This is a genomic window from Pseudoalteromonas simplex (assembly GCF_015278155.1).
Taxonomy (GTDB): Bacteria; Pseudomonadota; Gammaproteobacteria; order Enterobacterales; family Alteromonadaceae; genus Pseudoalteromonas; species Pseudoalteromonas simplex.
Genome location: NZ_JADILN010000005.1, coordinates 1 through 13,869, shown reverse-complemented (window position 1 = coordinate 13,869; position 13,869 = coordinate 1). Strand labels below are relative to the sequence as shown.

Genomic DNA, 13,869 nt, shown 5'->3' with positions numbered 1-13,869 from the left:
ACAGACCATATAGAGTATAGACAGACTTAGTATGGGTAAAGTAAAACAGGTGAATCGCTTAAAGTTAGCGAGTTGAACTTAGACCAATCCACACTGTAATTTTTATATACAGTACGTAGTAATGGCACAGTACGCATAACGAAATTAAAGTAAATGCACCTAAAATCAATGGTTTGCTTTAAGTTTTGGCTTGGTAGGTATCTTGCAAAGTGTAAGTCTATATGCTTTTAACTAAAGGAAATGAAAATGCCTGAACTTATTCTTTCAGCATATGCGGCCGTGTATGTTTACCTGATTATGCTGACAATTCAGTGGGTGGTTGCTGCTGTCACTAAAGCCAAACAGCCCAATGCGGTGCCTGGTAAACTCGATAATTCATTAAGCCACGATAGCTTTGTATTTCGTTCACATCGCACATTTATGAATACCTTAGAAAATAGCCCGTTATTTTTAGGTAGCGTATTTCTTGGGTTCTTTTTAAACTTGAACAGCAGCGCATTTGCACTGTGTATATGGGTGTATGTGATAGCCAGGATCATTCATATGCTGCTGTATTATGGTGTAGCAACTGAGAAGAATCCAAGCCCACGCAGCTATTTCTTTTTAATCGCTGCTTTGGCAAATAGTGTGATGCTTGTTTTAATTGGTTTACGTTTGATTTAAACAGCATTGCTAACATATATAAAAGGCATTGAATGAATGCTCATACAATGCCTTTTTTAATACTGAAAACCTAGCTACTCAACGCCAATAAAGCCACCTGTTTGGTGTGACCATAGGGCAGCATAGATACCATCTTGGGCAATTAGTTGCTCGTGAGAGCCTTGTTCAACCACGCCACCTTCATCAAGCACAATGAGTCTATCCATTTGCGCAATAGTTGATAGGCGGTGCGCAATGGCAATAACTGTTTTGCCGGTCATTAAATCGTCTAGGCTAGTTTGAATTGCGGCTTCTACTTCAGAATCAAGGGCACTGGTTGCCTCATCTAAGATTAGAATTGGTGCATCTTTTAGAAGGACTCGTGCAATAGCAATACGTTGACGTTGACCACCAGAAAGCTTCACACCGCGTTCACCAACTTGTGCGGCAAAGCCTTTATTGCCTTTGCTGTCTTCTAAGTCTTCGATGAACTCAATTGCTTCTGCTTGCTTTGCGGCTGCAAGCATTTCATCTTCAGTAGCATCGGGTCTGCCATAAAGAATGTTATCTTTTACTGAGCGGTGTAACAGCGAGGTATCTTGCGTCACCATCGCAATGTGCTTACGTAAGCTTTCTTGGCTTACCTCAGCGATGTTTTGACCATCGATAGAAATCGTACCTGAGTCAACATCATAAAAGCGCAGTAACAAATTCACTAAGGTAGATTTACCTGCACCAGAGCGACCTACTAAACCTATTTTCTCACCCGGTTTAATATCTAAATTTAAGCCATTGATAACAGGGCCGCGGAGGGTCTCGTTGGCAGCTTTACCATAGTTAAATTGCACATTCTCAAAGCTTATCGACCCTTCATTAACAGTAAGAGTGCTTGCGTTTTCTTTATCATCCACTTCAATCGGCGTTGATAGGGTTTTCATACCATCAGCAACAGTACCAATGTTTTCAAATAGACTACTGATCTCCCACATGATCCACTGTGCCATACCGTTTAGTCTCAGTGATAAACTCACCGCAATGGCGATAGCTCCAACACTGATGGCGCTAATTGACCATAGATATAAAGAGAGGGCAGCAATACTAAATACCAATAAGTAATTTAGCGTGTTGATAGAGAAGTTTAGGCTAGTAACTAAGCGCATTTGCTTATATACCGGTTGTAAAAACACATCCATACTATCTTTTGCATATTGTTCTTCTCGCTGTGTGTACGAGAACAATTTGATAGTAGAAATGTTAGTGTAGCTATCAACTACACGTCCGGTCATTTCTGAGCGCGCATCCGCTTGTGAGCTTGCTACCTTCTTGAGCTTAGGTACAAAATACATTTGAATAGCGGCGTACAAAACCAGCCAAACCAATAATGGCAACATTAAACGCCAGTCAGATTCTGCGACCAAAAACACCATGGCGCCAAAATAGACCACGATATACATTAGTACATCGAGCAGTTTCATCACCGATTCACGAACAGCTAATGAGGTTTGCATCACTTTAGTTGCAATACGGCCGGCAAATTCGTTTTGATAAAAACTAACACTCTGACGAAGCAAATAACGGTGCGCTAACCAACGGATAGACATAGGATAGTTGCCAAGCAGCGCTTGATGTAAAACCGCTGAGTGAAAGAACACGACAATAGGTAACACCACCAGCAACATAACCGCCATTTTTGTAAGCTCAGCCTGCTGTTCTACAAACAAGGTATCTGGGGTGTATTGACCAAGCCAATCGACAAGCTGGCCCATGTAACTAAATAGCGATACTTCTAAAATAGCGAGTGCAGCGGCGCTTAACGACATCAGCAGCAATGAAAGCTCCATGCCACGAGTATAGTGACGGCAAAAAGCAAATAAGCTATTAGGTGGCTGAGAGGGTTGCTCTTTAGGAAACGGATTAGTCATCCGTTCAAATAAACGATACATAGACGACGCTTTTTAAAAATCAAAGTGGCCTTACTATACCATTTGAGTGGTTTTTTAGCAGTTCATTTAATTTAAAAACTAAGATTAAAATCTATCAACTATTCAGTTATTTACATCTAGTGTGAGAAATGAAAATATAATAAGAAAAAGGAATTAATGATGAAAAAGTTGCTTTGTACGCTGTCCCTCGTTTTTAGCTTACCGCTTTGTGCCTACCAAACCGACACCCACATATTTAAGGGCAAAAAAACCAGCATCGAAAAACCCGTAACGGTGACATTACCTGATGGCTATCAGGACTCAAAAAAATACAATGTTATCTATGTATTACATGGCTACAGTGGCAATCACAGCGATTGGACTAAGCTTACAAACATAGAAAAACTGGCAGACCAATATGATGTCATCATTGTTAACCCAGATGGCAACTTCGGTTCGTGGTATCTCGATTCTGATATCGACAAAAGCTCGCAATACGAAACCTACATTGCAGACGATTTACTAAATTATATCGATTCTGAATATTCGACTAATCGGTCTAAAAGTGGCCGTGCAATAACAGGCTTATCAATGGGTGGCTTTGGTGCCTTGCACATTGCAATAAATCACCCAGAACAGTTTGCAGCAGTTTCAGGGATATCTGCTGGGGTTGATGTTAGGCCCTTTAGTGCAGAGTTTGACCTTGAAAAAGTACTCGGCAGTTATGCTGAAAACAAAGAAAAATGGGATAGCATTGCCATTATTAACAACCTCCATAAAATTGCTGCTGGCAATACGGCATGGAAAAAGGGCGCTGATACCTTACCTATTATGCTTGATATAGGCGTTGATGACTTTTTTATTGAGCAAAACCGAGCGCTACACCAGGCGATGTTAAAAATGCGCATCCGCCATGACTATGTTGAGCGTCCGGGTATTCATGACTGGCACTATTGGAATAAAGTGATTGCCTACCAATTTTTATTTTTAACCTCACATATGGCGCCATAAAAGATGCTTCAACGTATTCTGGTGTTAATTGCTATCGGCTTTTTCGCTTTTATTGGTTGGGTTATTTATCTTGCCAATACTGGGCAAAAGTCGGTGTTTTTCGAACTCGTTGCGGCCATTCCTTACGGTGATAAGTTGGGGCATTTTTGCTTATTTGGACTACTTACGTTATTCATAAACCTTGCCTTTAAGTTTAAAACATTGAACCTTGCTGGACGGCCTATTTATTTAGCTGTGTTGATTGTGAGTACGTTTGTGATTTTAGAAGAGCTAAGCCAATTTTTTATTGAATCGAGAACATTAGACTTTGTTGATTTAATTGCAGATTTTACTGGTATCGCAATATTTAGTGCCATATCTGCATGGCTTAGCAAAAAGTTATATCCACCCAAGGTCTAAACTTTCAGTGACTTGTTAGGTTTCGTCTATACTCAGTATAGTGCTAGCCTAAAAGTTGCGTATGAACAAAAATACCTCAGATTATTTGTCAGATATTATTGAGCTATTACTTGATGCTGTTTGCGTAGTAGATGTAAAAGGCACCTTGCTGTTTACTAATCCAGCCTTTGAAACAATTTTCGGATACGCACCAGAAGAAGCCATCAATAGAAAAATGTTGGACTTTGTTTATCCCGAAGATAGAGCAAAAACCATTAATGCTATCAATCAGATAATGACAGATAATCTACATCCAAGGTTTGTAAATCGGTGGGTGAAAAAAGACGGTACTGTGGTCCATGTCTTGTGGTCTGTCTATTGGTCAAAAGAAAAGCAAGTTAGAGTAGCGATTGCTCATGATATAACAGAACAGAAAAAGCTTGAGCAAAAACTCATATTCATGGCTGGGCACGATCCACTCACTAATCTCCCTAATCGTAGCTTTTTAATTACCCAACTAGAAGAGTCACTATCCACTGCTAATACTATTTCTGCAATTATTGCGGTATTGTTTATCGATATTGATGGCTTCAAGCAAGTCAATGATATTCACGGCCACAGTGCTGGCGACAAGCTATTAAAAACTATTGCCATGCGAATTCGCCATGTATTGGATAAAGACGACATAGTTGGCCGTTTGGGAGGGGATGAGTTTGTAATTGTTGTAAAAAGTGTAAAACGCAAAGCTGATGTAAAAAAAATTGCTGATAAACTAAGTCGTGAAATATGTAAGCCTTTAGTTTTTAATGATGATGAACTGTGTTATTCCCCAAGTATTGGTGCAGTTCTCTTTCCAGAGCATTATGGTGATGCAGAATTCTTAATACAGTGTGCAGATAAAGCTATGTACAAAGCTAAGTATGAAGGGGGTAATCGCTTGGTGTTTTATAACGAGGGAATAAAGTTATCAGGCACTAAAAATATTAAATAGTATTAATAGCTTTATCGGAAAAATGTTTTAACCTATTAATTTGTTTTCTAACGCATTACTATTGCGCGAAATGAAATATTAGTTAGCCTTTAATGATTCATTGAAGGAGTGAAACTATGTTAAAGCGTAAAATAACAACAACGGGTGCTTTGTTTAGCTCATCGCTGTTATTGGTCTCGGCAGCTCATGCCACAACACCTCAATATATAGATCAACAAGCTTTGCATGATATTGCAAGTGCTGTTTCTAAAACACGTATAGAGCAAGATATTCAAACGCTGGTTGATTTTGGCACTCGCCATACTCTCTCTGAGACGAAATCAGATACGCGCGGTATTGGTGCTGCAAGACGTTGGATCAAGTCTGAATTTGAGGCGATTTCTAAAGCTTGCGGTAACTGCCTAGAAATCATCGAGGTAAAAGACACTATCTCCGGTGAAAAGCGTATTCCAAACCCGGTTGACGTGGTCAATATTGTGGCTATACAGCGTGGTCAAGTTGATGCAAACCGTATGGTTATGATGTCGGGTGATATTGACTCGAGAGTGTCTGATGTTATGGACTATACCTCAGATGCGCCAGGGGCTAACGATAATGCATCTGGAGTGGCTGGCGTGCTTGAATCGGCGCGAGTTTTATCAAAGTATAAATTTAACGGCTCAATTGTTTACGCAGCATTATCTGGTGAAGAGCAAGGCTTGTATGGCGGTAAAATCTTAGCTAAATATGCACAAGAGCATGATTGGCGTGTTCATGGTGTTTTAAACAATGACATGATTGGTAATTCAACGGGCATTAATGGTGTAACAGATAACACAACTGCACGTATTTTCTCTGAAGGCACACGCGTTATTGAAACGAAAGACCAGGCTCATAAACGCCGTTTTACGGGTGGTGAGGTTGACTCAGCAAGTCGTAACCTTGCGCGCTACATAGATACAATCGCAGATCGTTACATCGAGAATCTAGATACCATGTTGGTATATCGACTCGATCGGTTTGGTCGAGGAGGGCACCATCGTCCATTTAACGATGTTGGCTTTGCAGCTGTGCGTATTATGGAGACAAACGAAAACTATAATCAACAGCATCAAGACTTACGTACTGAAAATGGTATTACTTATGGTGACACCATCGACCATGTTGATTTTGCCTATGCGGCGAAATTAACGTCACTCAATGCAGTGACAATGGCTTCAATGGCGTGGGCTCCAGCGCCGCCAACGGGTGTTAGTATTTCAGGTGCCGTAAAGCCGAGTACAACATTAGCGTGGCATAAAAGTGATGATCCAACGGTGGTCAGTTATAAAATCTATTGGCGTTATACCAGTGAGCCACAATGGCAGTTTAGCCGCGATGTTGGGAAGGTAACCGAAGCAACCCTTAAAAATGTTGTTATCGATAACTACTATTTTGGTGTTGCGGCTGTAAACAAAGACGGTATTGAATCACCGGTTGTATTTCCTGGCGATGTTGGCGCGTTCGAATGGCCAGACAAATCTGCTAAATAGCAATCGTTAAGTCATAGCGGACACCACCCAGTTCGCTATGAGCTGCTGTAATACGCCAGTTATGGGCTTCGACAATTTGTTTTACTATCGCAAGCCCAATTCCTGAACCTGACTGTTTCACTGTTTTTAAGTCAGGCACTCTATAAAGATGGTCAAAAATCTTTGCTAAACTCTCGTCGCTGATGCCAGGGGATGAATCTTCATAGCAGATTAAAAGCTGTGTTTGGTTTTGGCTAATCGTCAAATTAATCTTACCAGGGTGATTTGTGTACTTAAGCGAATTACTGATTAAGTTTGCAAATAACTGTGAAAGCCGTGTTGCATCGCACTCAAAACTTAGTTCATCAGCAACATTTTGTGTAAATGTCACTTCAAATTTTTCAAGCTGGATCAGCATATCTGCGTGTAAGCTTTGGAAATACTCAGCCGCATTAACTGTTGTTACGTTGAGCTGAAAACTGCTTTGTTCTAAAAGTGAAATTTTATTTAAATCAGTCACTAAAGTTGCCATGTCGGTGATTTTTTGGTTAAGTTTTTCGTAAGTAAGCTCATTAAATTGGGTTAGGCCTGCTTGGAGCGTTTCAAGGTGTAAGCGCAACCCTGTTAATGGACCACTTAGTTCGTGAGCTACTTGTGATAATAACTTACTACGTTGACTGATTTGTTTATCCAGATAATTTCGGCGCTGTTCAATAAGCTGTTTTCTCTGTCTTATTCTTAATAAAGCAATGCCCATTGCAGCTAAAAGCAGGCTAAATAATAAGACGCTGTATAAAATAGCTTGACGTTGTGCGGCAATAGCTTGGCTTTTTTCATTGTCTTGAAGTTTTAAATCTTGTATTGCTAAATCGCGGTCGCGCATTGCAATGGAGTTTTGTAGCTCAGCTAAACGCTGGTTGTAGTTGTTACGGGCAAAGCCTTTTTCAAGCTCTGTAATAGCACGTTGATACGACAGGGCTTGTTTATAATCAGCTTGTTTTTCTGTCACAGTTATCAAATGTTCTAGGGCAATGATTTGTTTTTGCAGCTTATTTTTTTGTTTACTTAACTGGTAGGCTTGCTCAGCATAATGTTTAGCTTGTTCGTGCTCAGTAGAGCCAATGTACAGCTTAGCTAATGTAAGTAATACATCTATATATAAGTGATCGTCTTGCTTGAGTTCAATGAGCACTTGTTTTTCAATGCTTAATGCTTGGTCAGGTTTATCTATTTCGAGCAAATTTATCGCAATATTATGGTTTGCCCAGGCAGTATTTCGCGTACTGTTATAACTAGCGAAGACCTGCTTAGCCTCTTGTGCGTATGCAAGTGCTGCAGGGTAGTTTTTAAGTCCATATTCGCATTGGGATAGCTTAACTAAACTATGTCCGATATCAGATAGTGAACCCGTTTGCCTATCAAAACTAAGGGCTGTAATAAACTCGCTCTTTGCTTTTTCGTATTGTTCTAAATCTAAATAACTTTGGGCAATTGAATAACTTATACCTGCTTGTAATGAAATAGACGGCGACATTTGCTGAATAACTTCACGGCGTTTTAGCTTATATTCTAGGGCAAGGGTTAACCGGTCTAACTGTTCAAGATTACGCGAATAACCATGGTAGAGCATTTCTTTTTGCTTTAAGGATAATTCTCGATTGTTGTCGTGAATATAAACCTCAAGCAAGTTTAAGGCTGCTTGATATTCACCTGCATTATGATAAGCACTGACAAGGCTCGCAACGGCATCAATTTCGTAATCGGTGAGTTGCAAACGCTGAAACAGCGCGACATTTTGTTGAGATAAGTGAATTGCAGATTCTAGTTTATTTGCACTATATGCCAATCGAGCTTTGACTAAATACAATTCGCTATAAATAGAGGAGTCACTTTTATATTTTGGAGAAGACTCAAGTTCTTCTACTATATTTTGCGCCTGTTGAAACTGACCTAGGTGTATATGAACGTGAATTAATCTAACATTAAAGCTTAATTGCTCAGCAAAACTGGCAGATTCAATAAGGCGTTTATCTATATTTGTTAAATATTTATAGCGTTCTTGGTAATCGCTTATTGTTCTAGCTTCATCAATGTGGCCTTGTAGAGTTGACGCAATTGATGCAAATGACAAGGTACACAGCAGAATAACAAGAGCTTTAAAGTTCATTTTTAACATTTATTATTATTTTTTCTGAAGCAATTCTAGCACATCATGCTTTTGTGTTGAGTAAATTTGTTTTTTGTGATTAAAAAGAATTGCATTTTGCGATATAGATGGTTGCATCTTGCAAAAAGGATCTGCAAAAAACATTTAAAACCTTATTTTTTAATGAGTTATATTTTGGAACAATTGCTGCTTTAAATAATTACATAACCACAGGAGAGTGTAATTATGAAAAGCAAAATACCCGTCTGTCTTTTATCTGTGCTTGCCACTAGTTATGTAAGCGCAGCTCCGTTTGAAGAATGCCCAAGTAAAGCATTTCTAATACAAGGTACACCTGCACAAATGTTTGGAATTGATTTGGTCTCTGCTAAAGCGACAGTATTAGCACCGTCATTAAACTTTAGTGACGAAACAAACAATGAAAGCGTAAATGCTGTGGGTTTTAACTATAAAGACCAATATATGTATGGCTTTAGTAAGCAAAGCCCGAAGAGTGTTGTCAAAATTGGTGATGATTATCAACTAGAACGACTCGTGGTTAACGGTCTGCCTGATACTAACTTCTATGTGGGTGACATCCATGTAAATAGTGAAACTAATCAGGCGGTATATTATTTGTATCATCCCAAATTCGGATTGTACGGTATTGATTTGACAGAGCCTGCTGATGAATATCAAGCTGATTTAGTTGCGGGTTCAGCTAGCTGGGGGTTAGCTATTTATGATTTTGCTTTTCATCCTAATAGCAACCTTTTGTATGCAGTTGAATCAAATGGCGACTTATACGAAATAGATCTTAATAATCAGACACCCACATTTGTGGCGAACTTAGATATAGCTGGTGATACCGGAGCGAATGGTGCTGGGTATTTTGATGTAAAAGGACAGTTTTATTTTAGTAATAACCGAAGCGGTAAAATACACAAAGTAGACCTTAGCATCAGCCCTGTAAACGGTTACACGCCAACTGCTGCGGTGTTTACTTTAGGGCCTACATCAAATCAAAATGATGGTGCACGCTGCGCAATTGCTGAGGTAAAGGTAACGGATAATTCAATCGATTTTGGTGATGCACCAGCTCCTTATCAAACCTCACTCGAAGACAGTGGCGCAAGACATTTATTTGACCCAAATGCAGATCAAACTAATTTGGTTTACTTAGGTGCTACAGTAGATGGCGAGAATATTAATACACGTTCAGACTTACTTTTAACACCTGATGATCAATCAGATGACGGCGTTAAGTTCGTCACTGATTTGGTAGCAGGCAATACCAGTCAAATTATTGTTACCTCTGCAAATGACGAGACATATCTATACGCATGGTTTGATTGGGATCAGAATTACCAATTTGATGCGGATGAAATTACGGTGTCTAAATATCGGTTAAACCAAGGCGATAATAGCATTTTGGTTAATGTTCCTGATGATGCCGTTATGGGATCAACCTGGTCTCGCTTTCGTGTAACTGATGGTAGTGAAACCAACCCAATTACAGCAAGTGGTGGTGTTATTGGTGGGGAGGTAGAAGATTACTCTGTAACAACATTGGGAAGCCTAGTTTACCCAGGAGAAAATAGCTGGGTAACACTTGCATTTGAGGATAAATGGCCATTTTCTGGAGATTATGACTTCAATGATTTAGTTATAAACTATCGAACTACAATTATAGATCAAAATGGTGTGGCTACAGGTTACAAAATAGAAGGTGAGCTAGTTGGGATAGGTGCTGATTTTCATAATGGCTTTGCAGTTAGGTTATATGAGACTGTGGAAGGTTCAAATGATAAACGCATTTTACGTAGCCAAATTAATGCTGAAAAAACTAGTTTACTGATTAATGGTCTTGAACAAACGCACGAGATCTTAGAGCAAAATACTGAAGATGCTATTTTCGTGATTATGCCTGATACTTGGGATTACATTGATAAACAGTCTAATTGTAATTATTTTAGAACCGAGACGGGTTGTGATAGCAATAGTAAAGTCACGTTTTCATTGTTTATTGATTTATTACCAGGTACAGCGACCGCTGATGCACCTAAGTACACATTAGATCCTTTCATATTTGCAGCTGATGGACACTATCATGGTGAAGCCTTGGTTGGTAAAGACCCTAGAAGCTGGGAGGTTCACCTTAAGAATCAGCAGCCGACAGAAAAATTTGATATGCAACTATTTTCTTTCGCAGAGTCTGATGATTCATCTGACAGTGCGCAGGGTTTTTACTTCCAAACCGAAACAGGTCTACCTTGGGCAATTGAAGTAGGTACTTCGTGGGCTCACCCTAAAGAAGGGGTAGATATTACCCATGCATACAGCGACTTTAAAGCATTTGCAGAATCAAAAGGACAAGAAAAGCCAATGTGGTTCAACAATGCTAAACCTGCTAACGTGATTTCAAGAGGAGAATAATTATGAAACATTATACTTTAGTGATCATAAGCTTAATGTTAGCTGCGTGTGGTGGCGGTGGTGAAGGCGACTCTGCAACTGAAAGTGCTGGAACAAATGTAACGCAAGCACCTACAACAGATACAACGCCACCTGAGACAACACCTCCGGCTACTGGCGTGGATCCTGAGACGATGAATGATTTAACGATTGCTCCTGAGTTTAATTTAAGTAGTAAATTAGAGCTCGATGTAGATGTAGATTTGAATATTGGTGACACCAGAGCCTTTTTAAACATATGTCTTAAAGGCGACGACGATAAAGCCGATTATAACCAGTGTTTGCTTCGTGCACCATTGGTACAGAGCAAGCTGTCATCTAGTTTAATGTTAGCTAACAGTGGATTAGAGCTGGTGGCCGAGGTGTGGTTTTATGACACTCAGAGTGAGCCTTTACGTTATTATTGGAAAAATGATAGTGAGCAGCCAATGGTGTTTACGATTAGGTAAGAGTGATCGATTCTTTACGTAAATGAGTTTAATTTGTAAGAATCTTATTTTCAACAGCTTGAAGAGGAATGAGTGATGGAATACATAGAGCAAGTGTTAAAATCAGTAAAGAGTTCTAATCCAAATGAAACGGAGTTTTATCAAGCTGTTGAAGAGGTTCTGTCTTCGATTAATCAATATCTCGAGATTAATGATAAGTATCAAAAAAACTCTATTGTTGAACGATTAGTAGAGCCAGAAAGGCAAGTCATATTTAGGGTTCCTTGGCTTGATGATCTTGGAAATGTTCAGGTTAATCGTGGTTTTAGAATTGAATTTAGTTCATCGTTAGGTCCTTTTAAGGGCGGCCTACGATTTCACCCCAGCGTTAACCAAAGTGTGGTTAAATTTTTGGGCTTTGAGCAAGTCTTAAAAAATGCATTGACAGGTTTACCGTTAGGAGGTGGTAAAGGTGGTGCTGATTTCAACCCCAAAGGCAAAAGCGACCATGAAATTATGCGTTTTTGTCAGTCATACATGACTGAGCTTTTCCGTCATATAGGTGCTAATACAGATGTTCCCGCCGGTGATATAGGCGTTGGCGCTAGGGAAATCGGTTATTTGTTTGGGCAGTACAAGCGGATCACAAACCAATTTAGTGGCGTTTTAACAGGAAAACCTGAATCATTAAATGGCTCTTCTTTAAGAACAGAAGCAACAGGATACGGCGTTGCTTACTTTCTAAGTGCTATGTTAGATGCGAAAGGCGACTCTTTAACAGGAAAACGGTGCTTAGTGTCTGGTGCTGGTAATGTTGCACTTTATCTGATGAAAAAGCTTGATGAGTACGATGCTGTGATTCTTAGCTGTAGCGATTCGAAGGGCACGCTATATAGTAAGAATGGGCTTGACGTAAAATTAGTGATGCATCTAAAAAGTGAACGTGGTGCTGAGCTTAGAGATTATTTGAATGAACATAAAGATGCTGAGTTCACACCTGTCAATCAATACCCAACTGACGGTCATCAAGTTTGGCGATATGAAGCAGACATTGCTTTGCCATGTGCGACTCAAAATGAAATTACTAAAGGTGATGCTAAAGCTCTTGTAGAAAACAGATGTTTAACTGTGTGCGAAGGTGCCAACATGCCAACTACACCTGAAGCAATGAAGATTTTCAAAGAGCACAACGTTTACTTAGGGCCAAGCAAAGCCGCAAATGCTGGAGGTGTGGCGACGAGCCAATTCGAAATGGCTCAAAATGCCAGTATGCAAAAGTGGCAATCTGAGCAAGTTGATGAAAAACTTCAGCAAGTTATGAAATCCATTTTTAATACTATTTCAGTTACTGCCAAGCAGTACTCTAATGAACACGACTTGGTGCTTGGTGCGAATATAGCGGGGTTTGAACGAGTTGCAGATGCAATGTTAAAGCAAGGTGTTGTTTAGTGATTTGACAATATAATTAGACACCCACTTTTGTTCTAAGAATTTAAAATGTAATTAAAGAGACATCCATTTTTTACATAAACAATAAAGACACCCATTTTATTTATTGATATGAGTGCAGTATCGCATAATTTAGATTTATCTCGGCTAGATGAAAGTAGGGAGTTGGTGCTTAATTATTGCTCTATCTGAAAAATTAGCTATTTAATTTATATCATAAGTAATTTCAGAACGTCGATATTTCTATTTATATCAATAGCTATTTATTAGTATTGTTTTGTAGTTTTAATAGATTAACAAAACAAAGCTTGGCTATTAGTTATTGAGCTTCTTCTCTTTCGTTTCATGTGATTTGTGTAAGCTGTGATTGCTTGTTCTTTACCTGCAGTATTTTTAAATGAGCGGGTAAAGGAAGTGGTGAGTGTAAGCCAGTTGTCAGTACAAATATTTAGTCTTTCAAGTATTGGTAATGCATCTTCAGGGATTTTCCTTGGTTTATCTTCTCGTATTGAGCGACCAGTCCAATCAACGAGTTGCAGGTATGTTTTGAGCTCATATGGCAGACCTTTAGGCATATGCTTACGTGGTTTACCTGCAAAGCGCATAAGTGACTTTGGTTGCTTATTATTTTGAGCTGACTCAATGCGTGTTTTTATACTGGTGTAGTCAGATTGCTCAGGTAAATCAGCCGCTTTCGCTCTTACAGGGTTTAGGTCAACATACGCAAGACAAGCTGCAAGAGCTGCTTCATCAAGTAATGCTTGTGACTTAAAGCGACCTTCCCAAAAACGACCTTTACAGTCATCTTCTTGATTTGCTTGTCGTGCAATACTCTCATTAAGAACGCGCATAAACCAACTGATGCTACTGAGCCTCTCTCGATATAAATTTACTCTGGTATTAACCGCAGAAAGCTCTGCTTTTGTTAGCAATTCGC

11 protein-coding genes are annotated in these 13,869 nt (G+C 39.4%); 8 read left to right on the top strand and 3 right to left on the bottom strand.

All coding sequences use genetic code 11. The features are described from left to right. Positions 1-246: 246 nt before the first annotated feature. The gene (locus IRQ78_RS11500) at positions 247-663 is read left to right on the top strand and encodes an MAPEG family protein (protein ID WP_194442260.1); all 417 of its coding nucleotides are present in this window, start codon (positions 247-249) and stop codon (positions 661-663) included. Between the two features lie 74 nt (positions 664-737). On the opposite strand, the gene IRQ78_RS11495 is transcribed toward IRQ78_RS11500, so the two are convergent. After that, a complete protein-coding gene (locus IRQ78_RS11495) occupies positions 738-2,585 on the bottom strand; it encodes an ABC transporter ATP-binding protein (RefSeq protein ID WP_194442259.1) in 1,848 nt (615 codons plus the stop codon). A 159-nt stretch (positions 2,586-2,744) separates the two neighbouring features. On the opposite strand from IRQ78_RS11495, the gene IRQ78_RS11490 reads away from it, so the two are divergent. From IRQ78_RS11490 to IRQ78_RS11475, 4 genes are all read left to right on the top strand, one after another. Beyond that, entirely contained in the window at positions 2,745-3,575 is an 831-nt protein-coding gene (locus IRQ78_RS11490) for an alpha/beta hydrolase (protein ID WP_194442257.1), read from the top strand. Positions 3,576-3,578: 3 nt separating this feature from the next. Then, positions 3,579-3,974 carry a VanZ family protein gene (locus tag IRQ78_RS11485; protein WP_054554745.1) on the top strand — a complete coding sequence of 132 codons (396 nt, stop codon included), beginning with the start codon at positions 3,579-3,581 and terminating at the stop codon, positions 3,972-3,974. 61 nt (positions 3,975-4,035) lie between these two features. Continuing rightward, on the top strand, positions 4,036-4,944 hold the full coding sequence (locus tag IRQ78_RS11480) for a sensor domain-containing diguanylate cyclase (RefSeq protein WP_194442254.1): 909 nt from the start codon (positions 4,036-4,038) through the stop codon (positions 4,942-4,944). Positions 4,945-5,060: 116 nt separating this feature from the next. Continuing rightward, positions 5,061-6,455, top strand: coding sequence for a M28 family metallopeptidase (locus IRQ78_RS11475; protein WP_194442252.1), 1,395 nt, complete (start codon positions 5,061-5,063; stop codon positions 6,453-6,455). Here the strand turns inward: IRQ78_RS11475 and IRQ78_RS11470 are convergent. Further along, positions 6,448-8,601 (bottom strand): ATP-binding protein, encoded by a 2,154-nt coding sequence (locus tag IRQ78_RS11470; protein WP_194442250.1) that lies wholly within the window; start codon positions 8,599-8,601, stop codon positions 6,448-6,450. The genes IRQ78_RS11475 and IRQ78_RS11470 overlap by 8 nt on opposite strands. A gap of 225 nt (positions 8,602-8,826) precedes the next feature. On the opposite strand from IRQ78_RS11470, the gene IRQ78_RS11465 reads away from it, so the two are divergent. From IRQ78_RS11465 to gdhA, 3 genes are all read left to right on the top strand, one after another. Further along, positions 8,827-11,016, top strand: coding sequence for an LruC domain-containing protein (locus IRQ78_RS11465; protein ID WP_194442249.1), 2,190 nt, complete (start codon positions 8,827-8,829; stop codon positions 11,014-11,016). A gap of 2 nt (positions 11,017-11,018) precedes the next feature. Then, positions 11,019-11,504, top strand: coding sequence for a hypothetical protein (locus IRQ78_RS11460; protein ID WP_054554751.1), 486 nt, complete (start codon positions 11,019-11,021; stop codon positions 11,502-11,504). A gap of 75 nt (positions 11,505-11,579) precedes the next feature. After that, complete coding sequence (gene gdhA, locus IRQ78_RS11455) at positions 11,580-12,932, top strand: NADP-specific glutamate dehydrogenase (protein WP_194442247.1); 1,353 nt, start codon at positions 11,580-11,582, stop codon at positions 12,930-12,932. Between the two features lie 293 nt (positions 12,933-13,225). On the opposite strand, the gene IRQ78_RS11450 is transcribed toward gdhA, so the two are convergent. Beyond that, a partial coding sequence (locus IRQ78_RS11450) for a transposase (protein ID WP_194442245.1) occupies positions 13,226-13,869 on the bottom strand: 644 nt, incomplete at its 5' end.

What these genes read in the sequence shown, in the direction of transcription:
- IRQ78_RS11500 (WP_194442260.1), top strand. Translation starts at nt 247, where the DNA reads ATGCCTGAACTTATTCTTTCAGCATATGCGGCCGTGTATGTTTACCTG.
- IRQ78_RS11495 (WP_194442259.1), bottom strand. Translation starts at nt 2,585, where the DNA reads ATGTATCGTTTATTTGAACGGATGACTAATCCGTTTCCTAAAGAGCAA.
- IRQ78_RS11490 (WP_194442257.1), top strand. Translation starts at nt 2,745, where the DNA reads ATGAAAAAGTTGCTTTGTACGCTGTCCCTCGTTTTTAGCTTACCGCTT.
- IRQ78_RS11485 (WP_054554745.1), top strand. Translation starts at nt 3,579, where the DNA reads ATGCTTCAACGTATTCTGGTGTTAATTGCTATCGGCTTTTTCGCTTTT.
- IRQ78_RS11480 (WP_194442254.1), top strand. Translation starts at nt 4,036, where the DNA reads ATGAACAAAAATACCTCAGATTATTTGTCAGATATTATTGAGCTATTA.
- IRQ78_RS11475 (WP_194442252.1), top strand. Translation starts at nt 5,061, where the DNA reads ATGTTAAAGCGTAAAATAACAACAACGGGTGCTTTGTTTAGCTCATCG.
- IRQ78_RS11470 (WP_194442250.1), bottom strand. Translation starts at nt 8,601, where the DNA reads ATGAACTTTAAAGCTCTTGTTATTCTGCTGTGTACCTTGTCATTTGCA.
- IRQ78_RS11465 (WP_194442249.1), top strand. Translation starts at nt 8,827, where the DNA reads ATGAAAAGCAAAATACCCGTCTGTCTTTTATCTGTGCTTGCCACTAGT.
- IRQ78_RS11460 (WP_054554751.1), top strand. Translation starts at nt 11,019, where the DNA reads ATGAAACATTATACTTTAGTGATCATAAGCTTAATGTTAGCTGCGTGT.
- gdhA (WP_194442247.1), top strand. Translation starts at nt 11,580, where the DNA reads ATGGAATACATAGAGCAAGTGTTAAAATCAGTAAAGAGTTCTAATCCA.